The organism is Alloscardovia omnicolens DSM 21503 (assembly GCF_000420505.1).
GTDB classification, from domain to species: domain Bacteria; phylum Actinomycetota; class Actinomycetes; order Actinomycetales; family Bifidobacteriaceae; genus Alloscardovia; species Alloscardovia omnicolens.
The window spans coordinates 1-23,804 of record NZ_ATVB01000019.1 but is presented as its reverse complement, the minus strand read 5'-3'; the positions used below and the strand labels follow the sequence as shown (position 1 = coordinate 23,804).

The 23,804-nt window shown below is 46.8% G+C and carries 21 protein-coding genes and 4 tRNA genes; 22 read left to right on the top strand and 3 right to left on the bottom strand.

The genetic code is table 11. The features are described 5' to 3' along the window. Nucleotides 1–47 precede the first annotated feature (47 nt). The 9 genes from G464_RS0107255 to G464_RS0107215 all read left to right on the top strand — a co-directional run bounded on the left by G464_RS0107255 (nt 48) and on the right by G464_RS0107215 (nt 11,501). The gene (locus G464_RS0107255) at nt 48–1,454 is read left to right on the top strand and encodes a C1 family peptidase (RefSeq protein ID WP_022857310.1); all 1,407 of its coding nucleotides are present in this window, start codon (nt 48–50) and stop codon (nt 1,452–1,454) included. Nucleotides 1,455–1,795: 341 nt separating this feature from the next. Continuing rightward, nucleotides 1,796–2,929, top strand: a complete 1,134-nt coding sequence (locus G464_RS0107250) for a 3-deoxy-7-phosphoheptulonate synthase (protein ID WP_026472687.1) — start codon at nt 1,796–1,798, stop codon at nt 2,927–2,929. 4 nt (nt 2,930–2,933) lie between these two features. Further along, nucleotides 2,934–4,163, top strand: a complete 1,230-nt coding sequence (locus G464_RS0107245; protein WP_080651183.1) for a 3-deoxy-7-phosphoheptulonate synthase — start codon at nt 2,934–2,936, stop codon at nt 4,161–4,163. 523 nt (nt 4,164–4,686) lie between these two features. Next, on the top strand, nt 4,687–5,376 hold the full coding sequence (gene mtnN, locus G464_RS0107240; protein ID WP_022857307.1) for a 5'-methylthioadenosine/S-adenosylhomocysteine nucleosidase: 690 nt from the start codon (nt 4,687–4,689) through the stop codon (nt 5,374–5,376). A gap of 234 nt (nt 5,377–5,610) precedes the next feature. Then, nucleotides 5,611–6,132 (top strand): 50S ribosomal protein L10, encoded by a 522-nt coding sequence (gene rplJ, locus G464_RS0107235; RefSeq protein WP_022857306.1) that lies wholly within the window; start codon nt 5,611–5,613, stop codon nt 6,130–6,132. 91 nt (nt 6,133–6,223) lie between these two features. Then, complete coding sequence (gene rplL / locus G464_RS0107230) at nt 6,224–6,607, top strand: 50S ribosomal protein L7/L12 (protein WP_022857305.1); 384 nt, start codon at nt 6,224–6,226, stop codon at nt 6,605–6,607. 171 nt (nt 6,608–6,778) lie between these two features. Then, a complete protein-coding gene (locus G464_RS0107225) occupies nt 6,779–7,687 on the top strand; it encodes an FHA domain-containing protein (protein ID WP_022857304.1) in 909 nt (302 codons plus the stop codon). Next, on the top strand, nt 7,687–11,313 hold the full coding sequence (locus G464_RS0107220) for a helicase (protein ID WP_022857303.1): 3,627 nt from the start codon (nt 7,687–7,689) through the stop codon (nt 11,311–11,313). Before G464_RS0107225 ends, G464_RS0107220 begins: the two co-directional genes overlap by 1 nt. After that, the gene (locus tag G464_RS0107215) at nt 11,310–11,501 is read left to right on the top strand and encodes a hypothetical protein (RefSeq protein WP_021618697.1); all 192 of its coding nucleotides are present in this window, start codon (nt 11,310–11,312) and stop codon (nt 11,499–11,501) included. Before G464_RS0107220 ends, G464_RS0107215 begins: the two co-directional genes overlap by 4 nt. 13 nt (nt 11,502–11,514) lie before the next feature. Here the strand turns inward: G464_RS0107215 and G464_RS0107210 are convergent, their stop codons facing one another. Both G464_RS0107210 and G464_RS0107205 read right to left on the bottom strand, forming a co-directional pair. Beyond that, nucleotides 11,515–12,246 (bottom strand): SAF domain-containing protein, encoded by a 732-nt coding sequence (locus G464_RS0107210; RefSeq protein WP_022857302.1) that lies wholly within the window; start codon nt 12,244–12,246, stop codon nt 11,515–11,517. 160 nt (nt 12,247–12,406) lie between these two features. After that, complete coding sequence (locus tag G464_RS0107205; protein ID WP_021618695.1) at nt 12,407–12,601, bottom strand: FmdB family zinc ribbon protein; 195 nt, start codon at nt 12,599–12,601, stop codon at nt 12,407–12,409. A 130-nt stretch (nt 12,602–12,731) separates the two neighbouring features. Here G464_RS0107205 and G464_RS0107200 point away from each other — a divergent pair, with 130 nt between their 5' ends. The 11 genes from G464_RS0107200 to fdxA all read left to right on the top strand — a co-directional run bounded on the left by G464_RS0107200 (nt 12,732) and on the right by fdxA (nt 20,918). Further along, nucleotides 12,732–13,682: a hypothetical protein gene (locus G464_RS0107200; protein ID WP_022857301.1), complete on the top strand. Its 951-nt coding sequence runs from the start codon at nt 12,732–12,734 to the stop codon at nt 13,680–13,682. 95 nt (nt 13,683–13,777) lie between these two features. Next, on the top strand, nt 13,778–14,071 hold the full coding sequence (gene groES, locus G464_RS0107195) for a co-chaperone GroES (protein WP_021618693.1): 294 nt from the start codon (nt 13,778–13,780) through the stop codon (nt 14,069–14,071). A 648-nt stretch (nt 14,072–14,719) separates the two neighbouring features. Further along, nucleotides 14,720–15,268 (top strand): class Ib ribonucleoside-diphosphate reductase assembly flavoprotein NrdI, encoded by a 549-nt coding sequence (gene nrdI / locus G464_RS09385; RefSeq protein ID WP_022857300.1) that lies wholly within the window; start codon nt 14,720–14,722, stop codon nt 15,266–15,268. Nucleotides 15,269–15,467: 199 nt separating this feature from the next. After that, a complete protein-coding gene (gene nrdE / locus G464_RS0107185) occupies nt 15,468–17,618 on the top strand; it encodes a class 1b ribonucleoside-diphosphate reductase subunit alpha (RefSeq protein WP_022857299.1) in 2,151 nt (716 codons plus the stop codon). A 41-nt stretch (nt 17,619–17,659) separates the two neighbouring features. Beyond that, on the top strand, nt 17,660–18,658 hold the full coding sequence (nrdF, locus tag G464_RS0107180) for a class 1b ribonucleoside-diphosphate reductase subunit beta (RefSeq protein WP_021618689.1): 999 nt from the start codon (nt 17,660–17,662) through the stop codon (nt 18,656–18,658). A gap of 164 nt (nt 18,659–18,822) precedes the next feature. Then, nucleotides 18,823–18,904, top strand: a tRNA-Tyr gene (locus G464_RS0107175). A 1-nt stretch (nt 18,905) separates the two neighbouring features. Continuing rightward, nucleotides 18,906–18,980: transfer RNA gene (locus G464_RS0107170), tRNA-Thr, on the top strand. A gap of 1 nt (nt 18,981) precedes the next feature. Beyond that, nucleotides 18,982–19,055, top strand: a tRNA-Met gene (locus tag G464_RS0107165). A gap of 40 nt (nt 19,056–19,095) precedes the next feature. Beyond that, complete coding sequence (gene rpmG, locus G464_RS0107160; RefSeq protein WP_021618688.1) at nt 19,096–19,263, top strand: 50S ribosomal protein L33; 168 nt, start codon at nt 19,096–19,098, stop codon at nt 19,261–19,263. Between the two features lie 104 nt (nt 19,264–19,367). Beyond that, nucleotides 19,368–20,555, top strand: a complete 1,188-nt coding sequence (locus G464_RS0107155; RefSeq protein WP_022857298.1) for an FAD-binding protein — start codon at nt 19,368–19,370, stop codon at nt 20,553–20,555. Between the two features lie 18 nt (nt 20,556–20,573). Then, on the top strand, nt 20,574–20,918 hold the full coding sequence (fdxA, locus tag G464_RS0107150; protein WP_022857297.1) for a ferredoxin: 345 nt from the start codon (nt 20,574–20,576) through the stop codon (nt 20,916–20,918). A 5-nt stretch (nt 20,919–20,923) separates the two neighbouring features. On the opposite strand, the gene dinB is transcribed toward fdxA, so the two are convergent. Continuing rightward, nucleotides 20,924–22,357, bottom strand: coding sequence for a DNA polymerase IV (dinB, locus tag G464_RS0107145; RefSeq protein ID WP_022857296.1), 1,434 nt, complete (start codon nt 22,355–22,357; stop codon nt 20,924–20,926). 262 nt (nt 22,358–22,619) lie between these two features. Between dinB and G464_RS09380 the strand changes: the two genes are divergently transcribed. Together G464_RS09380 and G464_RS0107130 are read left to right on the top strand one after the other, a co-directional pair. Next, nucleotides 22,620–23,630 carry an EamA family transporter gene (locus G464_RS09380; RefSeq protein ID WP_022857294.1) on the top strand — a complete coding sequence of 337 codons (1,011 nt, stop codon included), beginning with the start codon at nt 22,620–22,622 and terminating at the stop codon, nt 23,628–23,630. Nucleotides 23,631–23,716: 86 nt separating this feature from the next. Continuing rightward, nucleotides 23,717–23,803, top strand: a tRNA-Ser gene (locus G464_RS0107130). Nucleotide 23,804: the final 1 nt, after the last annotated feature.

The following is a 23,804-nucleotide window of genomic DNA, read 5'->3' as shown; positions in this document are numbered from 1 at the left end:
CGGTTTAATTATATATACAAGTATTTTTTCTTCAAAGAAGGAGCACTATGTCTGAAAAAGCTCTGAGTGCCAGCACTCTCGAAGCTTTGCGCCAGAATTTCGACGCTCGTGAATCTAACCGTATTGCTATGAATGCAGTCACCTCAGTAGGTATTAACGAGGCTGCTAAGAACTTCGACCGCGCTCGCTTGCTATCGCGCCGTTTTAGCACAGTTGTAGACAATGGTAGCGCAACAAGTCAGAAGCGTTCCGGTCGTTGCTGGTTATTTAGTTCGCTCAATGTGGCACGTTTTATTGCTAAGCGTGAAATGAATTTGAAAGATAATGACTTCGAATTCAGCCAGTCTTACGCCATGTATTTCGATAAGCTTGAGCGCGCGAATTACTTTATGGAAGATATGAAGCAGTTGATTGCTGCCGGTGAAGCTTCTGATTCGCGCTTAGTGCAGTTCCTTCTGCATGATTTGATGGGCGATGGCGGTCAGTGGACTATGGCTATGAATATTTACACCAAGTATGGTGCTGTGCCAAAAGATTTCTTCCCTGAAACTGCGTCTAGCCAGAATACTGGCGAAATGAATACGCAGCTGCGCGCGGCTTTGCGTCAGGCTGTGGCACATATGTATGCGCATCCTGAGCAGGCTGAAACTATTGCTGCTGAGGCTGTGGAACAGGCACACCGCATTTTAACTATTCATTTGGGAACTCCTCCAACATCTTTTGAATGGGAGTACACCGATAAGGATGGTGTTTTCCATAACGAAGGTACTATGACTCCAGTGGAATTCTGGAATAAGTATGTTACTGCCGGTTTGGAAGATTATGTCTGCTTGGTTGACGATCCTCGTAGCGAGCATCCTAAGGGCAAGATGATTGGTATTGAACATTTGGGCAATGTGGTGGGAGGAACACCAACCGCATATCTGAATGTGGATACTGATTTCATGAAGCAGTGCGCACGCACTATTATGCAAGAACAGGGTATTCCTGTATGGTTCGGAGCGGATTGCCATCCGATGATGGACCGTAAAGAGGGTGCTTGGGCAACTGACTTATTTGAATATGGTCGTGTGTACAACATTGACTTCGATTTGAATAAAGAAGAACGTGTGCGTTTTGCTGATTCTGCAATGAATCACGCTATGGCTTTTGCTGGAGTAGATGTGGCTGCTGGAACTTCTGGTAATGCTTCTGGTGATGCTGAGGCTTCGGTTGAAGCTTCGGTTGAAGCTGGTGCGGCTGCTGAAGGCACAACCAAGCGTTGGCGTGTGGAAAACTCTTGGGGCACAGATATTGCAGACAAGGGCTACTTCACAATGAGTGACGACTGGTTCGATGAGTTCGTCTACGAAGTAGCTGTGCCGAAGTTCATGCTGCCAGCTGAGTATCAGGCAGCATTGGAAGAGGAACCAATCATGCTGCCAGCATGGGATCCTATGGGAGCTTTGGCATAAGCAGATTTCTGCTTATGCGCTGGAGAAGATTGAGCGCTTACGAGCAGGCATGTGTAGATGAGTAGCAATCTCATGCGCGCTTAACATATGCAGGCTTGTGGCGCTCGTTCTGGGTGGGTGCAGTGTGCATTAGCAGACTGCATCGCCTTTGTTCTTCTCCGCGCTGTCTGCCTTCTGTACCAGTACCCAGAGCGCTTGAGAGAGCGCGCCAGAAAAGTTCTTACTGTACAGTAGGCGTTCGCTTAGCAGGTGCTGTCAATCCGACAGAACTGAGCGGATAAATAGAAAAGCTAAGTCATAAGGTAAAACAGTAATAAATTTGAGTAAAGGGACGAGGAAAAATGATGCATATGCATGGTCCTTTCGAGGATGACAACAGCGTTCAGCTCGGACGCGAAGCGGTGTTGCCAGAAACAGTTGACGTCAATATTCGTCAGCTTGACCCTATTCCTGCGCCTCGTGCTTTTATTAACGAAATTCCTTTGAACCCTGAGCTGGTTGAGCGTGTGCGTGAATCTCGTACCGCTATTCGAGATATTTTGCATGGTCGAGATGACCGATTACTGGTGATTGCGGGGCCATGCTCTATTCACGACACGAAGGCTGCCCTCGACTACGCGCGTCGTCTGCAAGCAGTAGCAGAAGAACTTCGCGAAGATATTTGCGTTGTTATGCGCGTATATTTTGAAAAGCCACGTACCACTATTGGGTGGAAGGGTTTAATTAATGACCCTGATTTGAACGGTACTTTTAATATTCGCAAAGGCATGTGGCTTGCCCGCAAAGTGCTTGTTGATATTGTAGATATTGGTTTGCCAACAGCAACTGAATTCCTCGATCCTATTACACCTCAATATATTTCTGATGCTATTAGTTGGGGTGCTATTGGCGCGCGTAATACGGAAAGCCAGGTGCATCGTCAGTTAGCTTCCGGTTTATCTATGCCAGTCGGTTTTAAGAACTCCACCGATGGTAATGTGAAAGTTGCTGCAGATTCCTGCTATGCGGCTGCTAATGAGCATCACTTCCTTTCTGTTAATGTGGATGGTTCCGTTATTTCTGCTGAAACTTTGGGCAATCCTGATTGTCATGTGATTTTACGAGGCTCTATTCATGGTCCAAATTACGATGCCGATAGCGTTGCCCAAGCCTTGGAATATTTACAGGAATCTAATGCGCCTTATGCAGCTTCTCATGGTTTGATTATTGATGCCGCTCACGGAAATTGCGGTAAAAACGAGGTGCGAGAAGCACAAGTTGTTGAAGAAATTGCTGCACGCCTTGCCGCCGGTGAGCAGGGAATTTCCGGCGTTATGATTGAAAGCTTTATTGAAGCAGGACATCAAAGTCCAGGGCGTTTAGACGAGTTAGTCTATGGAAAATCAATTACCGATAGTTGTGTTTCGTGGGAACGAACGAATGAGTTACTGCACACCTTAAGTGCTGCCATTCGTGAGCGTCGTGCGTTACACTAAATGTATGCCGGAAAGTAAGTCAGAAGCAACCACTGAAGCTTTAGAACGCCATGCTCAGGAAGCGGCTCGAAACCGTGCGTTTTTGCACGAACAGCTCAATCAATCGCATGAAAGTAATCCGCTGAACCTCGCTTCTATTTCGCGTTGGGAAGATGAGGTGGGTTTAGCGCCGATTATTAACAGGCGAGTATTGGAGCTGGACGTGCTGCCATCGCCTGCTGAAGTCTTGCAATCTATGCCGTTAAGCGAGCAAGCATGCCAGTTAGTGGTGGAATCTCGTGAGGAAACTCGTCGCGTTCTTGCTGGTGACGACGATCGTCTGCTTGTTCTTGTGGGACCATGCTCTATTCATGATCCGCGTGCAGCTCTTGACTATGCGCAGCGTTTAGCGCAGGTTCGCGAGGAGCTGGAGGATGATTTACTCATAGTTATGCGCGTGTATTTTGAGAAACCGCGCACAACGATTGGATGGAAAGGTCTGATTAACGACCCTGATTTAGATGGCACGCATCAGATAAATAAAGGTTTGCTTTTAGCTCGACATACCTTGTTAAGTGTGTTGGATGCAGGGGTGGCTGCTGCTACTGAATTTTTAGAGCCGACTTCTCCGCAATATATTGCTGATGCTGTGACGTGGGGTGCTATTGGTGCGCGGAACACGGAAAGTCAGGTGCATCGTCAGTTGGCTTCCGGATTATCTATGCCGGTGGGCTTTAAGAATGCGACTGACGGTTCTGTGCAAGCTGCTGTAGATAGCGTTTATACCGCTGCGCAACAGCATACCTTCTTTGGTATTGACCACCAAGGAAGAGCTGCGGCAGTAGAAACTTTAGGTAATCCTGATTGCCACGTGGTATTACGTGGGTCGAGTTCAGGGTCAAATTATGATGCTGATTCAGTTCGAAAAGCGCTTGTAGATGCTCGCGCTGTTTTAGATGAGAACAGCGTTGGAGCGCATGGTTTGATTATTGATGCTTCTCATGGCAACTCCGGCAAAGATGAAGTGCAACAAGCTCGGGTAGTGCGCAATATTGCGCAACGTTTAGCTGTCGGTGAGCAGGGGATTTCTGGAATTATGATGGAAAGCTTTATTCAAGCAGGCAACCAGAAAGCGGCTCCACTCGAACAATTAGAATACGGTAAGTCCGTAACTGATCGCTGTATTTCATGGGATGACACGAATGTGCTACTTCATGGGTTGGCGCAGGCGGTGCGTAGTCGGAGAGGTTTGTGATTCGGGGGTGAAATACTTCTAGAGTGAAGTACTTTCGTAATCTCGAATGGGGTGAGGCTCGTAATCTTGATTAAGGACGAGGCTTGATTAAGGGGAGTCGCAAGTTTTAGCGAGGCTTGAGTTTAAGCGTGGCTTGTAGCTGTTCTGCGCAATCAGGCTTTAAATTGCGTTCAATTCGAAGAGTTCTTGCTCTCACGTATTCTGCTTAACCGATTAATACACTTGTTGTGCCAGTTTTGATGCGCAAAAAATGGCTTCAAAACTGGCATATCGGTTGCGCGTATCGACTTCACCGATAAAAATAAACACATTCACACTGCAGCGATGTCTTAACACCTGACATCCTGAGGAATCAACTGGAACCTGTTGGGCAACACTCTCCTCTAAACCCCGCTAAATCCGAAGAGCCGTATTAGCGAGGTTTGAGTGGCTAATTTAGGGTAGAGGCGTCCTGAGAACTCGAAAGAAACATATGCATGTGCTAGTGTGTGCTACAAGCAAATAAACAATGGAAGGACATAGTATGGCACAGCGAACGCTTGCTGTTATTGGAGCAATGGATGTGGAAGTAGATTTGCTTGCCAAGTCTTTAGATGAAGTATACGAGCACAAAAGTGCAGGTGTAACTATTTTTGATGGTCGTCTGCCTGGCACAGATGTGCGTGTGGTCGCTACCGTAGCGGGTATGGGAACGGTGAATGCTGCTGCCACGGCTCAGCATCTCATTGATGTGTATGCGCCAGAAGCTTTACTTTTCTCCGGAATTGCTGGGAATTTAACGAATCATTTGCATATTAACGATGTTGTTTTAGGTAAGACTTTGGTTTATCTCGACACCGACATGCGTATGATTTCGCAAGCACCACCTTTTACGAATGAGTATCACAGTGACGAAAAACTCCTCGCCGTTGCAGATGAGGTATTAAACAAGCTCGGGATTGAGCATATTGCAGGAACGATTGCCACCGGCAATTTATTTATTGAAGGTGATGCTGCTGCCAAGGTGAAAGCTGCGACGGGAGCAGACGCGGTAGAGATGGAGGGTGCGGCTATCGCTCATGTGGCAGCGCGTAATGAGGTGCCTTCTTTGGTGATTCGAGCTTTGAGTGACAATGCCGATACTGAATACGAAACCTTCCGTGAATTCGACGTGAGTGAATACGCCGATAATGCAGCTCGGATTGTTATGGAGATTATTTGCAGCCTCGCATAGTGCGCGACACACGGAGAATGATGGGGCGTAGACAAAATCTACACCCCTGTGTAGTATCTGTATCTGTAAACCACAGACCGTTGGTTGGGGAAACCCAGTAAAGCGTTCGCGCCATCGCAGGTTGAGTTCAAAGGCATGTATATGCCTGTTATGTTTGCTCTGCTTGCGTGCAGGGCTTTTTTATTGCTCTAATGCTGGAACTCCAATGAGGCGGTTCAATAGGAAGGAATGCCAATGAGAAGGCCAGAAAAGGCAGAGGCAATTGCACAGCTCACTGACAAGTTCCGTGAAGCTGACGCAGTGCTCCTCACCGAGTATCGTGGCCTTAGCGTTCCACAGATCTCCGATCTGCGTGAAAAGCTTGGCACCGATACAACCTACAATGTGGCGAAGAATACGCTTGCACGCATCGCAGCTAAGGAAGCTGGTATTGAGGGTCTCGACGACTTGTTCGCTGGTCCAACAGCTATCACTTTCGTGAAGGGCGATTACGTAGCAGCCGCTAAGGTTCTGCGTGACTTCACCGCACAAAATAAGCAGCTCATTATTAAGGGTGGCTTCGCAGATGGTTCCGTATACGACGCTGCTGGCGTAAACCAGCTTGCAGACCTCGAGCCACGCGACGTTCTCCTTGCCAAGGCAGCAGGCGCTCTCAAGGGCACCATGGCCAAGGCAGCATTTGCATTCGCTGCACTGCCAACCAAGGCAGTTCGCACCTTCGATGCATTGCGCGAAAAGCAGGAAAAGGCTGCATAGTTACATTAGCTTGCTAACAGTAACTGCATAAGATATAAGATTTCGGCACTTGAACAATAGTTAAACGGTGCCACAACGAAAGGAAGCCATTATGGCAAAGCTCTCCGCAGATGAGCTCATTGAAGCTTTCAAGGAAATGACACTCGTAGAGCTCTCTGACTTCGTAAAGAAGTTCGAAGAAGAGTTCGACGTAGAAGCTGCAGCTCCAGTAGCTGCTGTTGCTGCTGCTCCAGCTGCTGGTGCAGCTGCTGCTGAAGAAGAGAAGGATGAGTTCGACGTAATCCTCACCGCAGCAGGCGACAAGAAGATTGGCGTTATCAAGGCTGTTCGTGCTTTGACCAGCCTCGGCCTCGCTGAAGCTAAGGCTCTCGTAGACGGCGCTCCAAAGCCAGTTCTCGAAGGCGCAAGCAAGGAAGATGCAGAAAAGGCAAAGGCAGAACTTGAAGCTGCTGGCGCATCTGTAGAACTCAAGTAGTTTCTTCCTCACATTTAAACAGGTTTACATTAGTCCTGCTGCAGGTTTCTGCGGCAGGACTTTTTTAATAGCTTGTGATTTTTCAACACGATAACTGTTACTTGCACACTCTTGAACGTACAATAAGAAAGAGTATGCCCTATAAGGGTGAATCTAGTAAAGGATGGGACCGTGACTGATTCTGCGAAGACCTCCACAACGTGGAAGATTACTGTAAACGATCAGAGCATAACAGTAACAGCTCCAGCACGCGTATATATTGGTCGTAAACCAATGCGCCCCGTTGAAGTACCTGACAATGCTACTCGCTTTGATGTGCCTGATCTAACCAAATCAATGTCTAAAAATCATGCATTATTGACAGTAGAAGATAACGGTCAAGCAGAATTAAGCGATCTAAATTCTACGAACGGCACTTATATACGTAACGCTCACGATGCTTTACTGCGCGTGCCAGCAGAAAATCCTTATACTATATCCAGCGAACAGATAAGCGGACAGTTTGGCGATGTATCTTTCGAGATAGCAGTCAACCAAACACGGCAGCAGTCAGCGCCTGAAGGTCCTGCTCCTGCAGTACAAAATCTGTTTGATTTTAAGTCTCCGGTCAGCGATGATGCGCCTGCTCCATCTATGAGTGTGGATGATATTTTAGATTTGCGTGCCGGCGAGCCAACCCATATGTTTGCCATGCAACCAGCTGCTGTTCAAGATGAAGAGGCAGAAGAGCCACACGTTGATTCTGCAGCTACGCCACAGGTTGTGGTCAATGAAGATTCTGGCTATGTTCCTGTATACGAAGCAGGTTCTGTATTCGACCGTCTTTCACGCGGTGATTTCGAGCATACTGACACTATCGTTGAAGTTCGGGGTCATACAAGTGTTGAAGCGAAAAGCACACAAGACTTTAACGTGCAATTCGATATTGCTCAAATTCCTGAACTCCTACCATTCTTAGGATTAAATCCGTTCTTGTATGACGATATGTATGCATGGTTAGAAGCTCAAAATAATGACAGTGTTAATAAAGCATTAGAATCCAATGAAGGATATCAAACCTGGAAAGCGAGCAGCAAGTAATGACTGAAGATGCACGCATCACAGCAAGCAGCGAGTCTCTCGACACGGTAAAAGCATGGTATCAAGACTACCGTGCCACACATGGTAGCGCGCCAATCGAAGATATGAATCGATTAGCTGCACGCTTAGAACTCGATCATGCTCACCCATCAGGCATAGCGCAACTATTCTCTAACGGTCAAACGCACCTCGACTCTCTCTATCGCGACGAGGGCTTACTTAAAGCAACTTTGCGTAAACTCAACCGCGTGTTAGATGATAAAGCGAATAAAGAGCATAACGAAGGTTCCGCGCATCTGTCATTGAGCGTAGGAGCTGCAGTATGGCCAGGTAAGAATTTGCCTATTTTGCTGTATCCAATACGTATCGAAGAGAGCGATGGAGCAGACTTATCGCATTGCCGTATTCGTATTACTGGTTCCGCAAGCGTTAATGAGTCACTAATCAATCAGCTACGCACCTTAGGTATTGCTATTACAGCAGACGATGTTCTCGCTCATGCTGAAGGTGACGGAGTAAGCGTAGACAGCGATATTGTTTTTAAGAATATTAAACAAGCTGTTGGCACGCATATTCAAAAATTCACGGTGAACCGCTCCATGGTTATTGGATGCTTTATCCGCTCATCAACGCTTATGCTTGCCGATGCAGATCATATTATTTCACGCATGGAAAACGGTGGCACTGGAAACGACCTCGTAGACGTTTTTGCTCAGCCAGAAGAAGCAGGACGTCGTCTTCAGGAGCGTGAATTACCAGAATATCGTCCTTTTGATTGTGATCCGCATGAAGAAAATGAAGTGGGCGATGTGGATAATGTTACCCGCTATGCTGCGCGTGTGGTTACGAGCGGAACAAGCGTTTTTATGAACCTGCCTGTGGCATACGATAGCGTACCTTATGCGGCAGCTATTACTTCTCATGCAGCTATGGCTGGAAAAACTGTGCTATATGCTCCAGGAAGCGCGGAACAAAAACGCAACTTCTTATTAACCATGCGTTCTCATCATATCGATAGCTTTGTTCTTGATTTAGCAGATCCAAGTGCGGGTGCTGCTATAGATAAGCAGCTAATTTCTGCAGTTAGCTTCCAACCAGGAACTGCTCACAGCCGTTTCAATCAGCTTGCTGATGAACTCGTGGGCGTACGTGGACGCTTAACAAAGTATTTGAGCGATTTGCACGGTAAAAATGACCAGTGGAATGTGAGTGCATACGAAACTATCGAAAATCTTGCACGTATTTCTGCTTTGCCAACGCATCCATCCACTCATGTGCGTTTTAGTGTAGATACTGCACGAGCAATCGTGGGGCACGAAGAAGAATGGGGACGTAAACTCGTTCGCGCTGGCGAAATTGGTGAATATACTATTGATGCTCCAGACACTCCATGGTTCAAAGCGTCACTGTATACGCGAGACGAAGCAATAACAGCTTATCAGCGCGTGGAGCGTTTGCTCGACGATACTCTTCCAACAATTGCTAAGCATATATCTATTACTGCACAAACCTGCGGATTCCCAGTTCCAAACACGCCTCATGAATGGAATAAGCAAGTTCATGTATTGCGTAACCTGCGTAAAGTCTTAGATATTTTCCAACCAGCAATTTTTGAGCGTGATATTGACTCGATGATTGAAGCAACTGCGTCGAAAGCGGAGCGTCGAGAAAGCAATAGCACCATGGGATACTGGGAACGTCGCCGACTAACAAAAGAAGCTAAAAGTCTTTTGCGCGCTGGTGCTCAACCAGATAATTTGCGTGACGCTCTTATTGTGGTTCGCCGTCAAAGCGAACTCTGGCGTGAATTCGTGCCACGAGGTGGATGGCCAGTATTACCTCCTCGATTAGACGATATTATTGAGATTCAAGAAAATCTTGAACGCGATATTACCGCCTTATCTCACGTTCTTGACCGCACTCCAGTAGGAGGAGACCTCGATAATTCAAGCTTTGAAGATCTCGAAAAGAACTTACGTCTTCTCTACAATGATCGCAAAGCGTTAGAGGATTTGCCTGAGCGTGCCTGCTTAGAAGTAGAATTTAGCAACGCCGGTTTAGATGAGCTTATTGCTGATTTGCGCGCTCGCAAGGTATCACCTGAAGCTGCTCCTGATGAACTTACTTTGGCATGGTGGACAACAGTATTCGAAAGCATTGTGCAGTCCTCTCCAATTATTGCTAATCAAGACGGTTCTGTGCTGTCTTCCGCAACAGAGCGATTCAACCAAGTTGATACTGAACATGTGCGTTCTATCGGTGCTTTGGTTCAAGAAAGCCTTATGAAGCGTTTATCTGAGATTGTGTATGCGCATTCTCAGGAATCTAACGCAGCACATGCAGCCTTAACCTTGCAACCTTCTATGCGCTACAGTTCAATCGTGAAGATGCATCCTGGCATTGTTACTGCAGCTAAGCCAATTGTGGTGGGTATGCCTGTTGCTGTGGCATCTGAAACTCCAACAGGGGAGAAGATTGCCGATATTGCTGTGATTGATGCATGTGCACACATCCAACCATTGGAATTATTCAGCATTCTGTCTCGTGTAGATACTGTTGTTGTGCTGGCGCATGAGGAAACTGTATCCTCTGCATCGATTAAAACACTGACTCAGATTCTTCCACGCATCAATGCCACCGCTCGCTTAGATAAGCGCGATGCTCGATTATCTGCTTTCCTGATTGATGCAGGATACGGCAATCTTCCCCTAGGCGTTGCTCCAGATAAGATTCGCAGCACAGTTACTTTCTCGCATGTTCCAGGAAATGGCGTACCTAATGCTGGACACGGCATGGTGGAAACCAGCCGTCAAGAAATTGACCGTGTAGTGGGCATTATTGAAGAACGTAGTCAATCCTTCACCCGCGTACCAAGCGGATACAAGTTGACTGTCGTATGCTTTAACGATACGCATCGTCAACGTGTGGGCGCAGAACTCAAATTGCTTGCTGGCAAGAGTACAAGCTTGCGAAGATTCTTACACCACGTAGCTGTTGTAACCATTAACGATGTGGCGGGTATGGATTCCACGGATGTTATTTTAACGACTGGTTTCGCTAAAACAACGCAAGGCCGACTTATTCAACAGTTTGGTGTGGTAGAAAATCCTGCAGGTGAAGGCATGATTCTTGATGCTCTGGCTTTGGGACATGCCAAGCTCGATATTGTAACCTCCTTCTATGCCTATGAGATGGAAGATGAGCGTTTGCATCAACGAGGGCCACAGTTGCTTAAGCAGTTGCTGTCGTGGGCACAAAACCTTGAAGAATCAACTCTGCACCCAACCGAGCACTTCCATGAAGACGATATTCTTCTCAACGATCTCGCAGACCGCATGCGTTCTCGTGGTTTGAACGTGGCAGTGAATTATGGATTCGATACTGGTCAGCGCATACCTTTGGCTGTAGGTCTGCCTAACCAGCCATACGTATTGGCTGTGTGCACAGACGATAAACAGTTTATGAGTATTCCGTCTACACGTCAACGTCACCGTTTCGCTGTAGAAGACCTAGAAATCCTCGGCTGGTCTGTGATGTATGTGTGGTCGGTTGCAGCCTTCGTGAACCCCGAAAAAGAAGTTGACCGTATTGTGGCTTTCTTGGCTCGTTTAGGAGATGCACAGTGAAACCACTAGGTAAAACAACTCGTCCACCACGGCGGGTAGAACGCAAAGGAACTGAATGGTTTGATGCCGACGGAGTAAAGCTCGAACCTTCTGATGTGCTCACCGATCAGCAAAAAAATGTGCAAGACGATCAGCGCATACTCGGCGAGTTACCACCACACTTCGCGGTCTTTAACTTCAAGCATTAGCTTCATTCGCCCATTATGACGTACCTTCATGAGGTACCGCAATAATGGGCGATGTTGATTGTGCCTCTACGATGCGCAGAGCATCTTGAGCAGGCAGGGCAACGGTTATAGCAGTATTGCGCTCCTCATTAATCTCCCACAGTGCATGAGACTGCGCATGGGAAGGAATATGAAGCACTAATGCAGAACTCGATAACGTAGCCTGTGCTGATAATAACGAAATACGTTCACCCACATGCATTGATGTGAAAGAACTTGCCAAGCTAATATCGAGCGACGTATATCCTTTCGGAACAACTGGAACATCGTGGAGAACCGTTTTAGGAATAAGTAACCCCTTGCTTAAACGCACGGGACTCATTTTTCCTACCACATCATTGGCAGACACTACCAGAGTCGTTATATCCAAACTAGACGGCACATCAGCCATCCGCACATCTCGTGCTTGAATAACTGTGCCGCGGGGAATGGAACGAGCCATCATAACAACATGATGAGCGCTCTTCGGTGGAACAATAAAAGAAGATATAAGAATAAAAGCGCAGCCAAGAGCTATGCATATTCCTGCAAGAAAACACCGATGTGCATGTAAACGCTTATGCGCGCTAGAAAGAAAATGCTGGTAAAACCACACACTTATTGTGCGTGGTTGAGCGTTCGCTGAAGCAGGCAGAGCATCGCGACGTTGTGCAGCAGGGGAGGACTGGCGATGGCTTCTATTCGTAGAATGTGTGAATTTACTCATATATCTATCTAAGCGAGTAAATCCGTAAGAAAAAAATTATAAGAACAATGTGAACCAATGTGAAAACACGCCGACTTATCCACACAGTCATACGTTTTATAGTTCTATATGAAACGCAAAACAGCTCGGATAATACCGACGTGCGGAAAGCCTGCAGTCCCTAAGCAGAAGCTCCTGAACCGCTATCTGTATGATAAAAACCTGAGCCCTTGAAGGTAACGCCAGCTACAGAATACACTTTATGAACCTGTTCCTGACCACACTGCGGACACAACGTAATAGGATCGTCCGAGAATGACTGCATGCGTGTGAAATCATATGAGCAGTTCTTGCAACGGTAATGATATGTAGGCACTGTTCCTCCTAAAAAACCTAACCCCCAACTATCTTAAGCTCATGGCAGACATCGCTACACATGCTCAGTACTGTTAAAGAAACCGTCTCAACACGCAGAAATTTTGCAAAATTACCACCTAATGACACCCATGTCATTTATTGTAGAAGTTATGGTTACTCAGTCTCTCAGCGGTATTGTACTTATAGTACTGGCTCTTGTAGTTCTTATAGGCATTGTTCCCTTAAGCACGATGAGGAGTCAACGTAACGCGAGTAGGCACTTTGAAGATAAATATTCTTCCTCACTGCATGTGATTGATGATGATGCAGCTGCTGTGCGCGACGAGTTGCGCGTGTTACAAAAAGAGCGTTTCGATGCTGCTAAGCAAGAAGCTAATGCCTTGCGTTTTACTGCGCATAGAGTCAATCGTATGCGCGCTTTACGGCGTTCGGGAATACGGCATCGTCGAATCCTCACTATGGTTCTGCTAGTAGCCACTATTGCTGTGCCAGTGTGCACTTATTTATGGAATTTTAGTTGCTGGTGGAGCGCTTTTCCAGCAGCATTATTGCTGACAGTTCTTGGCTTTGGTATTACTCAAGCTAGGCGAGCACGCTTATGGGAGGAAGAGCTTAAACAGTACCGTGTGACATCCTCGTCTCACAAGCCTAACGGTATTACTCGTTTTGATTTAACGGATGTTCATGCGCATAACGCTCAGAGTAATGCTGAACGTGCAACAGAGCAAGCAGGCGTGCAGAGTGTTCAGAAAGATAAAGATAATAACGAACCGCTCTTTACCGTAGATACAGTAAAAACTATCGAGTTTAACTCGGTGGATATTGAGCATTCTGCGCATTCTAATCGCGATAATAATGACGAGCTAGATATATTCGTTCCGCAAACACACAACGATCAGATGGCACATGAGGATGACTCTTATGAGGTTTTGAGCCGAGAAATCGTTTCTGCACGTCAAGTAGCACAGGCTGTTCCGCCAACGCATACCGTGCATATCCCATCCAGTGATGACGCTGCTAATCGTGCTGATAAAGAACAGGTAGATGTAAATTCCATTCTTGAAATGCGCCGTCAGTAAAATTTATCAAAAACTTGCGCCACTTATTAGCAAGTTTTTGCAAAATAGTGATAAATTTATGAATAAAGGTTAAAAACGCAAAGAAAGGAGCAGCAATGGCATTTGCACTCACACCTTTGGAAGACAAGATTATTATTAAGCAGGCTGCAGCTGAGACAACGACTGCGTCTGGCTTGGTAATCCCAGATAGCGCTAAGGAAAAGCCACAGCAGGGTGAAGTTCTTGCTGTTGGACCAGGTCGTCGTAATGATGCTGGTGAGCGCATTCCAATGGACGTGAAGGTAGGAGATAAGGTTCTCTACTCGAAGTATGGCGGCACTGAAGTGTCTTATGCTGGTGAGGACTACCTCATTCTTGGTTCTCGCGACGTTCTCGCAATCTTGAACTAAGTTTTCTTCTTTATTCTCCGCTTACTGTGCCGCTATGGCGTGGTGGGCGGAGTTTTTATTGTTAAAAATTAGGTGTTAAAAGCAGGTCTGCTTGTCGTTGGATTGGATTCGAAGGCTGTTCTGTTTGGCGTATTGTTCAGATTGTGACGTTGCGGTCTTTGGTTATTCTATGCGAGCTTGAACCTGACGCTGAGCATTATGAACCGCCTACGAAACTTTTTAATGGCTCTTGGAGGGGGGCGTGGGTTTTTGTCTTATTTGGTTGTTATTGCGGTGTGTAGGAGCCCTAGGGTGGTTCGTGAAGCATGACTTGGTAGAGCGTTCCACGATTCACGAGTGTTCTAATCATGTTCACAGGGGTGAAACGCAGCGTGAAACATGCTTCACTCTAGCACTCCACGATTCACGCACAGCACGAAAACCGAAAACACTCTCAACGATGGGAGCGAGCATTGTTAGCGTTCCACACTCACAACCTTCACACCCTCTAAAAACCGAAGAAACTGTTTAATCCTTGAGCAAAACGCGCGACTCACCGATACATCGGCTCAAAACCAAGCGTGTTGCAATCACTATATATAGATACTTGAAAAATTGAGACCACTGTATATAGTAGTTCATAGCCGTTAAGAAGGAGGCGTGCAATTCATGGGAGACCGTAGAAGCGACCATGTAGCCGAACAGACTGCAACGCAAGAACCAACGCAAGAAACACCACAAGCGCAAGAACGCGAGCTCAGTGCGCCTGAACTTCCTGCACAGGGTGATGCTATCGGTGCAGTCGTATATTTCTCGTCAGCATCAGAAAATACATCCCGTTTTATTCACAGCTGCAAGCTGGAAGAACAGGGTATTAATGTTTATCGCATACCAATGCGTCCTAAAGACCCAGCTCTTAACGTGGACGAGCCATATATTTTGGTAGTTCCAACTTACGGCGGTGGGGTAGCAAAGAAAGCTGTTCCTGTTCAGGTAAAAAAATTCCTGAATGACGCAGCTAATCGAGCAGGAATCCGCGGCGTTATTGCAAGCGGTAATACGAATTTCGGTGAAGCCTTCTGCATGGCGGGAGATATGGTTGCCGCGAAATGTAAAGTGCCATTTATGTACTATTTTGAGCTTATGGGCACGCAAACAGATCGCGAAAAAGTTACGCGCGGTGTGGTCGATTTCTTTAAGACTCATCAGGAAAAGTAACACGCCTTGTAAAGCCTTATAACGCACGTGAATAAACTCACATCGCACTCGCATCACGCGAAAATGGGTGAGTGAAGTAAGACTTACGAGTAGCATAGAAACAGTTTATTTAACGGGTTCGTAGAGCATAGAAAAAGCGCAGGAAACGCATAAAACTGTGCAAAATCGCGCAAAACCCGCGAGAATCAGGAGAAAAAACATGGCAGATAGCGCTGTTTACGACGCTTCGCAGGATTATCATGCACTGAACGCAATGCTCAATCTGTACGATGAGAATCATCAGATTCAGTTCGATAAGGATATTGCTGCAGCAGATCTTTTCGTACACGGGGAAGTAGCAGAACGCACGAAGCACTTCGACTCCGTGCAGGAACGTTTGCAGTTCCTCTTCGATAACCTTTACTACAACAAGGAAGTTTTCGACGCATATTCTCCTGAGTTCTTGGATAAGATTTATGCATACGCAGATTCCTTCAATTTTAGTTTCGAAACATTCTTGGGCGCATTTAAGTTCTACTCGTCCTATGCTTTGAAGAGCTTCGATGGCAAACAGTATCTGGAGAACTTCGAGCAGCGTACAGTAGCTGTTGCATTGGAGCTGGCAGCTGGTAATGAAACCAAGGCTATGGAGTTCGTGGAAGAGATTATTACCGGTCGCTTCCAGCCAGCAACCCCAACATTCCTTAACTTGGGCAAGGCTCAGCGCGGTGAACCAGTATCATGCTTCTTGGTGCGCATCGAAGATAATATGGAATCCATTTCACGCGCAATCAACGCTTCTCTTCAGCTGTCTAAGCGTGGCGGTGGCGTAGCTTTGCTGTTGAGCAACCTACGTGAAACAGGTGCTCCTATTAAGCATATTGAAAACCAGTCATCTGGTGTAGTGCCGGTCATGAAGCTGCTGGAAGATTCCTTCTCTTATGCTAATCAGCTGGGCGCTCGTCAGGGAGCAGGTGCGGTCTATCTGAGCGCGCATCATCCAGATATCCTGACTTTCATGGATACCAAGCGCGAAAATGCGGACGAAAAAATCCGTATTAAAACTCTTTCTTTGGGCGTGGTTATTCCAGACATTACTTTCGAGCTGTCTAAGAAGAAAGAGCCAATGGCTCTGTTTAGCCCTTATGATGTAGAGCGCGAATATGGTAAGCCTTTCGCGGATGTTCCTATTACTGAGAACTACTACGATATGGTAAATAACCCTCGTATTAAGAAGACCTATATTAATCCACGTGACTTCTTCCGTACTATTGCCGAGATTCAGTTCGAATCCGGATACCCATATATCGTATTCGAAGATACTGTAAATAACGCAAATCCAATTGACGGACGCATTACTATGTCTAACCTGTGCTCGGAGATTCTTCAGGTGCAAGAAGCCAGCGTTTTGAATGAAGATTTGACTTTCGCTCACGTTGGTCGCGATATTTCCTGCAACCTCGGCTCCCTCAATATTGCCAAGACTATGGACGGCGGTTTGGGTGATAGCGTAGAACGCGCTATTTACGCGCTCTCCTCGGTAGCAGATCATACAAGCATCGAGTCTGTGCCATCGATTAAGCGTGGAAACGACGAAGGTCATGCAATCGGTCTGGGTCAGATGAACCTGCACGGTTTCTTGGCTCGCGAGCGCATGTCCTATGGCTCGGAAGAAGCTTTGGACTTTACCGACATGTACTTTATGACCGTTGCGTACCACGCGTACAAGGCCAGCCATCAGATCGCTGTAGAGCGCGGTGAGAAGTTTAAGAGCTTTGATGCTTCTGATTACGTGAAGCCAGCAGGTCAGGGTAATTACTTTGATAAATATACCGATGGCTCGCGCAGTCTTGAACCTCGCACGCAGAAAATCAAGGATTTGTTTGAACGTTTCGGCATTCATATTCCAACAGTTGCTGATTGGGAAGAGTTGCGTGATGTCATTCTTCGCGATGGTATTTATAATCAAAACTTGCAGGCAGTTCCTCCAACAGGTTCTATTTCCTACATTAATCACTCCACGAGTTCTATTCATCCTCTGGTGTCTAAGATTGAAATTCGTAAGGAAGGTAAGCTCGGTCGCGTCTACTACCCAGCTCCATACATGACCAACGACAATCTCGAGTATTACGACGATGCCTACGAGATTGGTTGGCAGAAGATTATCGATACGTATGCTGAGGCAACCCAGCATGTTGATCAGGGCTTGTCGCTTACCTTGTTCTTCCCAGATACCGCGACCACGCGCGACGTGAACAAGGCTCAGATTTACGCATGGCGCAAGGGTATTAAGACCTTGTACTACATTCGCATTCGCCAGGCTGCTTTGGAAGGTACCGAAGTAGAGGGCTGCGTCTCCTGCATGCTGTAAGCCGTTAAGATAAGAAATATTCACCACTGTAAGGAAAGATTATGGTTACTGTACCGATTTCTGTACCTCGTCAGCCATTAAAGCTGATTGACCGCGTGAGCGCGATCAACTGGAACCGCTTGGAAGATGAGAAAGATTTGGAAGTGTGGGATCGCTTGACCGGTAACTTCTGGTTGCCAGAAAAGGTTCCGATTTCTAATGATTTGCCATCTTGGAACGCGATGACTGAGGAAGAGCATACCCTCACGATGCGCGTGTTTACCGGTTTGACTCTGCTCGATACCATTCAGGGCACTGTGGGCGCTGTATCGCTGATTCCGGATGCGCTGACGCCTCACGAGGAAGCGGTATACACCAATATTTCCTTTATGGAGTCTGTGCACGCAAAGAGCTATTCGTCTATCTTCTCGACATTGGCTAGCACCAAGCAGATTGACGAAGCTTTTGCTTGGTCGGAGGAGAACAAGCATTTGCAGAAGAAGGCTTCTATTGTTTTGGATTATTACGAAGGTGACGATCCATTAAAACGCAAGGTGGCTTCTACTTTGCTGGAGTCCTTCTTGTTCTACTCGGGCTTCTACCTGCCAATGTATTTCTCCAGCCACGCAAAGTTGACCAATACGGCGGACGTTATTCGTCTGATTATTCGTGACGAAGCTGTGCACGGCTACTATATTGGCTACAAGTATCAGAAGGGCTTGGAGCTGGTAAGCCAGGAGAAGCGTGACGAACTCGAAGAGTACACTTACGACTTGCTCAACGAACTCTACGACAACGAAGCAGAATACACTGAAGATTTGTATTCTGGCGTAGGTTTGGTAGAAGACGTAGAAAAGTTCTTGCGTTACAACGCTAATAAGGCTTTGATGAACTTGGGGTATCCTGCACTCTTCCCAGCAGATGCTACGGACGTAAACCCAGCTATTATTGCATCGTTAAGCCCTAATGCAGACGAAAACCACGACTTCTTCTCGGGTTCTGGCTCGTCCTACGTAATGGGTAAGGCTGTAGAAACCGACGACGACGATTGGGACTTCTAAATTCTGAATAACTCAGAGCAAGACACGCCCAATAGTGGATGTTTAAACCGCTGATTTTAGCGGAAAATTGAAGAGAGTCGCGACACGCCGCAAGTGAAAACTTGCGGCGGTCGCTGATTCGTGCAATACTATTCAAGTTGCCATCGACAAGATGGGAGAATCTTGGCGGATTTCCCAAGCGGTCAAAGGGAGCGGACTGTAAATCCGCCGGCTTCGCCTTCAGTGGTTCGAATCCACTATCCGCCACGCCTCGATAGCTCAGTGGTAGAGCACTTCCTTGGTAAGGAAGAGGTCGCGGGTCCAATTCCCGCTCGAGGCTCCATAGCGGGATAGCTCAGCTGGCTAGAGCGTACGACTCATAATCGTAAGGTCGAGAGTTCGAGTCTCTCTCTCGCTACAAAGGCTGATTGTCTAAAGAAATTAATGGAAGGTGAACAATGGCAAAAAGCGCCGATATTCGTCCAGGCATTACGCTGGCGTGCACCGAATGCAAGGAACGTAACTACCAGACAACTAAGAATCGTCGTAACACACCAGATCGTTTGGAGCTCATGAAGTTCTGCCCACGTGATGGTCGTAAGACTCTCCACCGCGAGACTCGATAGACGTTATGAGGAAGCCCGGCTTGGCCGGGTTTTTTTATACCATAGAAACAATGCAGTGCACGTGACGGTGCGTGTGCTCAATACTGGTGGGTAGAGGAGTAACAATGGAGAAATCTCCACGTTTTTCAGATATTACAACAATGGGCGTGGGTGGGCGCATTGCTGAGTTTGTTGAGCCTGATTCCCGTCCAGGCTTCTTAGAAGCGATTATTATGGCTGACGTTATGGGAAAACCACTCTGTGTTATTGGCGGCGGTTCCAATATGCTCGTTTCTGATGATGATTTTGATGGAGTGGTTATTCGCGATGCTCGCCGTCAGATCTCCGTGCTTGACGAGGCAGCTCCTGTAGAAGAAGGCGCAGCACCTTTAACTCATGTGAGTGCAACTGCAGGTGTACATTGGGATGATTTTGTTGATTACTGTGTGCGTATGGGCTTAGCAGGTGTTGAAGCTCTTTCTGGTATTCCTGGAACTGTGGGAGCCAGTGTTGTGCAAAATATTGGCGCTTATGGTCAAGAAGTGTCGAGCGTAGTTTCGCGCGTAGAAGTATGGGATCGCGAAACAAAAACTGTTCGAACTTTGGGTTTAGAAGAGCTTGATTTCTCTTATCGTCACTCCGCGTTAAAAGATTCCATGTATGAAGCGGGTGCACATAGTGCTCCAACCAAATATTTCCCATCCCCTCGCTACATTGTGCTCGAAGTAACCTTTACGCTTACGCATTCCAGCATGAATACTGTGCAGATGGGGCAGTTGGCACGCGCTTTGAACGTTGAAGTGGGTGAAAGCTTCGATATTGCACAGATTCGCACAGCTGTGCTCAATATTCGCGCGAGTAAAGGAGTGGTGGAAGATCTTCACCGTTATGCTAATCCATGGATGGCGCATACTTTAGAAAGCGAACCAGATCTAAACGCTGCACCTCAAGAAGACCGCGATAAATATAGCTGCGGATCCTTCTTTATGAATCCAATTATTAGCAAAAATCAAGCTGAGAAGTTACCGCAAGATGCTCCATGTTTCGCTGCTATCGATGCTAATGGCAATCCGGCAGTCAAAACTTCAGCGGCATGGCTTATTCAGCATGCAGGGTTCGAGCCTGGATATCGCATACATGCGGACAGTCAGGCATCGCTGTCTACCAAACATACTCTCGTACTTACTAATCGTGGGGGAGCGCAAACAAGCGATATCGTAGAACTTGCACGCGCTATTCGCGACGGTGTGCGCGAAACCTATGGTATTACTCTCGTACCTGAACCTGTTTTTATCGGCGTGGAACTCGACTAAAGACGGTAGACTAAAAATATGACATACGTAATCGCTGAACCATGTGTAGATGTAAAAGACAAAGCCTGCGTGGACGAATGCCCTGTAGACTGTATTTACGAAGGTTCACGCACGTTGTATATTAATCCGAACGAGTGTGTGGATTGCGGTGCTTGCGAACCTGTATGTCCAACAGAAGCGATTTTCTACGAAGACGATTTACCAGATGACTGGGCATGGTATAAAGCTGTTGCTGATGATTATTTTGCAGAAGTTGGAGATTTTGGTGGAGCTATGGGAGCTGGTCCAATAGACCATGACCATGAGCTGGTAGCACAACTTCCATCTGACGTGAATGCTGAGTATCTGGCACAGAATTCATAGATGCTCTAAAGTCCGAAACTAATGGAGTCTTTTCCAAAACGCTTGCGAATATCGTCAAGCGTTTTTTCGGTTTTTATAGTATTTTTCTTGCTTTTCCGGATTGCTTGCGTATCTTGCCTATTGTCCGTGCTGGAAGGCGTTTTTGCGGTAGGGGAAGATGCAGGGGTATCAGCGTAATCATCAAAAATATCATCAAAACTCTGCTGAATAACAGTTGTGGCAGCATTCGATAAATGTGAAGTGCTAATGCCCGCCAAACGGATCTCTTGAGGAAGAAGCTGCGTATCAGAGGTGCTGGAACTGGAGCTCGTGTAGTCGGTGGAGTTGGTGGCATTAGTGGTGAAGGCGTTGCCGTCGGAGCTGGTAGAACTGGTATCGTAGGCAGTGTCGGAGGTGCCAGTGGAGCGAGGCAGAAGCGCGTCCATAAGATTCAAAGCATACTCGTAGAACTCATGAGCAGATTGTGATGGTCTGCTGAGAGTACGAGATTTGCTCACATAATGTAAATTTGCATATCGAAGTTTTACGGTAAGAGTTCGCGCCACAAGGCCGCGCTTGCGCAGCGTCGAGGCAGTGGAATCGCAACACTGCCAAAGCAGCCGTGAGACAACACGTGGATCGCGAGTATCGTACTCTAGCGTGCGCTCATGACCAATCGATTTTTCAGGTGCTCTGACCACTACATTGCGCTCATCAATGCCACGAGCAGCCAAGAACAGTGTATGTCCAATGATAGGAGATTTAACGGCTCTGATGACGTCTTGCTCGCGTAGCTGAGCAAGTTGCTTCACGGTGCTCACGCCGTAGTTATCGAGAGCTTTTTGTGTGGCAGGTCCCACGCCAGGAATAGCTCGCACAGGAAGCATATGCATGAATTCAATTGATTTATCTACGGGGATGAGCAACATGCCATTGGGTTTTGCATTCGTAGAAGCAAGTTTGGCGATTAACTTGTTAGAGGCAATACCCACGGAGCAAGTGAGTTGCAACCGTTCGAATACGGTTGAACGAATCCATTGAGCTATAGCCACTGGTGATTTCCACGTTAGCAGAGCAGATGAAACATCCATATAGCCTTCATCTACACTGACGTGTTCTACTTGATCTGTTACTTCCTCGAAAATGGCAAAAACCTGGGCAGACAAACTTTTATAGTAAGCCATGTCAACGGGAAGAAAAACACCCTGAGGGCACAATTGACGTGCTCGAGAAACTGGCATAGCGGAATTGACACCATATTTACGCGCCTCATAATTTGCTGCAGATACCACGGAACGAGCACCTGTGCCAATAATAATAGGTTTGCCTGCAAGATGAGGATTACGCTTGAGTTCACACGAGGCGTAGAAAGCATCCATGTCGATATGCAAAATAGTGCAACCTGAATCATCATGACCCCAGTCTTTCTTGGCGGCGGCGATTCGTGGTGCAGTACTCATAGCTTTTATTGTACCGGGGAGTGGGGTGGAGCAGCGAGTGGGGAGTTGGGAGTGTGGCGGAACGGGGGAAGGGGAGTGAGTGGAGGGTGGGGTTGGAGCGGGGAAAGGTGGGAAGCGGAGTTGGGATTGATATGTGGAGAGAGGACCGATACGAGCGGTGTTTATCGGTTGGGCTGAAGATGTTGCTGCGAGGAGTTAAGCGCGTTATAGAGTCCTCATCTGCAATTGTGAGACTACCAGAAAAGTAGCGTAAACTATATATGTGAAGAAAACGATAGTGAAACTGTTAAATACTTCGCCAGTTTTATGTGTGCTGGCTGTTCAAACCATTGCTATTTCTTGTGCTAACGAGATAAGTAAAATTGCATTCACACAGATTGAGCCGCTTCTTGTTTCTTGGTGGCGTATGGCTTTTACGGTGCTTATTATGGTGCTTTGGCGACGCCCATTTTCGATTCGTAAACGCGCAAACCTGCCTAAGGACGCCAAAACGTGGATAATTCTTGGCGCATTGGGAGTAGCTGTTGCTGGTATGAACGGCGTGTTTTACATTGCGATTAATACGCTGAACTCAGGTGTAGCAGTGGCTATCGAGTTTATTGGGCCTCTTGCGGTGGCGGTGTTCACTGGACGAACTTGGCGTGAGTACATGGGCGCATTCTTGGCTTTTGCGGGGTTGCTCACGCTCGCGGGTGCGGCTTTGTTCTCGGTGGGCCCTTCATCGATTCCAGGGCTTGTGGCTATTATTGCAAGTGGCGTGCTGTGGGGAATATATATTGTTTTGGGACGACATGTAGCCCATGGCTCGTCAGGGCTCGATAATTTAACGATTTCTTTATTGATTGGTTGGATTATTCAAAGCTGTTTTATTGGTTTTCCAGCAGTTAAAGCAGTGATTGTTCCGGCACAGTTTGCAACGTGGGCACGTGCTGATGGCGGATGGTTCAAATTACTCGTCCTTCTTTTTATTATGACTTTAGGCGCTTCTATTGTCTCGTATATTTTTGACCAAGTTTTAATGCGTCGCGTAAGTGTGAACCGTTTTTCTGTTATGCAGTCAGTACTGCCAGCAGTGAACCTGATTATCTCGATGTTCTTTGGTGACCGTCCAGGCGTTATGGATTTTGTAGGTGTAGGTATTATTGTTTTTGCGGTTATTATTAGTTTTTCCAGTGATAACGATCCACTTCCATCCCATGACCTTACATCTCGTCATCATGCAAAAATAACTGATGAAGAGGGAAATATAGAAACGATTGATGTGTTAGATTGAGAATTGTACACACCGATTTGCTCTGTACCAAAAAAATGATAAACTAGCAAAGTTGCATTAATTACCTTTGTAATTAGTCCAATGCCGGAGACGTGCCTGAGTGGCCGAAAGGGGCACCCTGCTAAGGTGTTAACTGCGTAAGCGGTTCAGGAGTTCGAATCTCCTCGTCTCCGC

Bases quoted from the DNA above. Each gene is read 5' to 3' on its own strand.
- G464_RS0107255 (WP_022857310.1), top strand. From the start codon at position 48: ATGTCTGAAAAAGCTCTGAGTGCCAGCACTCTCGAAGCTTTGCGCCAG.
- G464_RS0107250 (WP_026472687.1), top strand. From the start codon at position 1,796: ATGATGCATATGCATGGTCCTTTCGAGGATGACAACAGCGTTCAGCTC.
- G464_RS0107245 (WP_080651183.1), top strand. From the start codon at position 2,934: ATGCCGGAAAGTAAGTCAGAAGCAACCACTGAAGCTTTAGAACGCCAT.
- mtnN (WP_022857307.1), top strand. From the start codon at position 4,687: ATGGCACAGCGAACGCTTGCTGTTATTGGAGCAATGGATGTGGAAGTA.
- rplJ (WP_022857306.1), top strand. From the start codon at position 5,611: ATGAGAAGGCCAGAAAAGGCAGAGGCAATTGCACAGCTCACTGACAAG.
- rplL (WP_022857305.1), top strand. From the start codon at position 6,224: ATGGCAAAGCTCTCCGCAGATGAGCTCATTGAAGCTTTCAAGGAAATG.
- G464_RS0107220 (WP_022857303.1), top strand. From the start codon at position 7,687: ATGACTGAAGATGCACGCATCACAGCAAGCAGCGAGTCTCTCGACACG.
- G464_RS0107210 (WP_022857302.1), bottom strand. From the start codon at position 12,246: ATGAGTAAATTCACACATTCTACGAATAGAAGCCATCGCCAGTCCTCC.
- G464_RS0107200 (WP_022857301.1), top strand. From the start codon at position 12,732: ATGTCATTTATTGTAGAAGTTATGGTTACTCAGTCTCTCAGCGGTATT.
- groES (WP_021618693.1), top strand. From the start codon at position 13,778: ATGGCATTTGCACTCACACCTTTGGAAGACAAGATTATTATTAAGCAG.
- nrdI (WP_022857300.1), top strand. From the start codon at position 14,720: ATGGGAGACCGTAGAAGCGACCATGTAGCCGAACAGACTGCAACGCAA.
- nrdE (WP_022857299.1), top strand. From the start codon at position 15,468: ATGGCAGATAGCGCTGTTTACGACGCTTCGCAGGATTATCATGCACTG.
- nrdF (WP_021618689.1), top strand. From the start codon at position 17,660: ATGGTTACTGTACCGATTTCTGTACCTCGTCAGCCATTAAAGCTGATT.
- rpmG (WP_021618688.1), top strand. From the start codon at position 19,096: ATGGCAAAAAGCGCCGATATTCGTCCAGGCATTACGCTGGCGTGCACC.
- G464_RS0107155 (WP_022857298.1), top strand. From the start codon at position 19,368: ATGGAGAAATCTCCACGTTTTTCAGATATTACAACAATGGGCGTGGGT.
- fdxA (WP_022857297.1), top strand. From the start codon at position 20,574: ATGACATACGTAATCGCTGAACCATGTGTAGATGTAAAAGACAAAGCC.
- dinB (WP_022857296.1), bottom strand. From the start codon at position 22,357: ATGAGTACTGCACCACGAATCGCCGCCGCCAAGAAAGACTGGGGTCAT.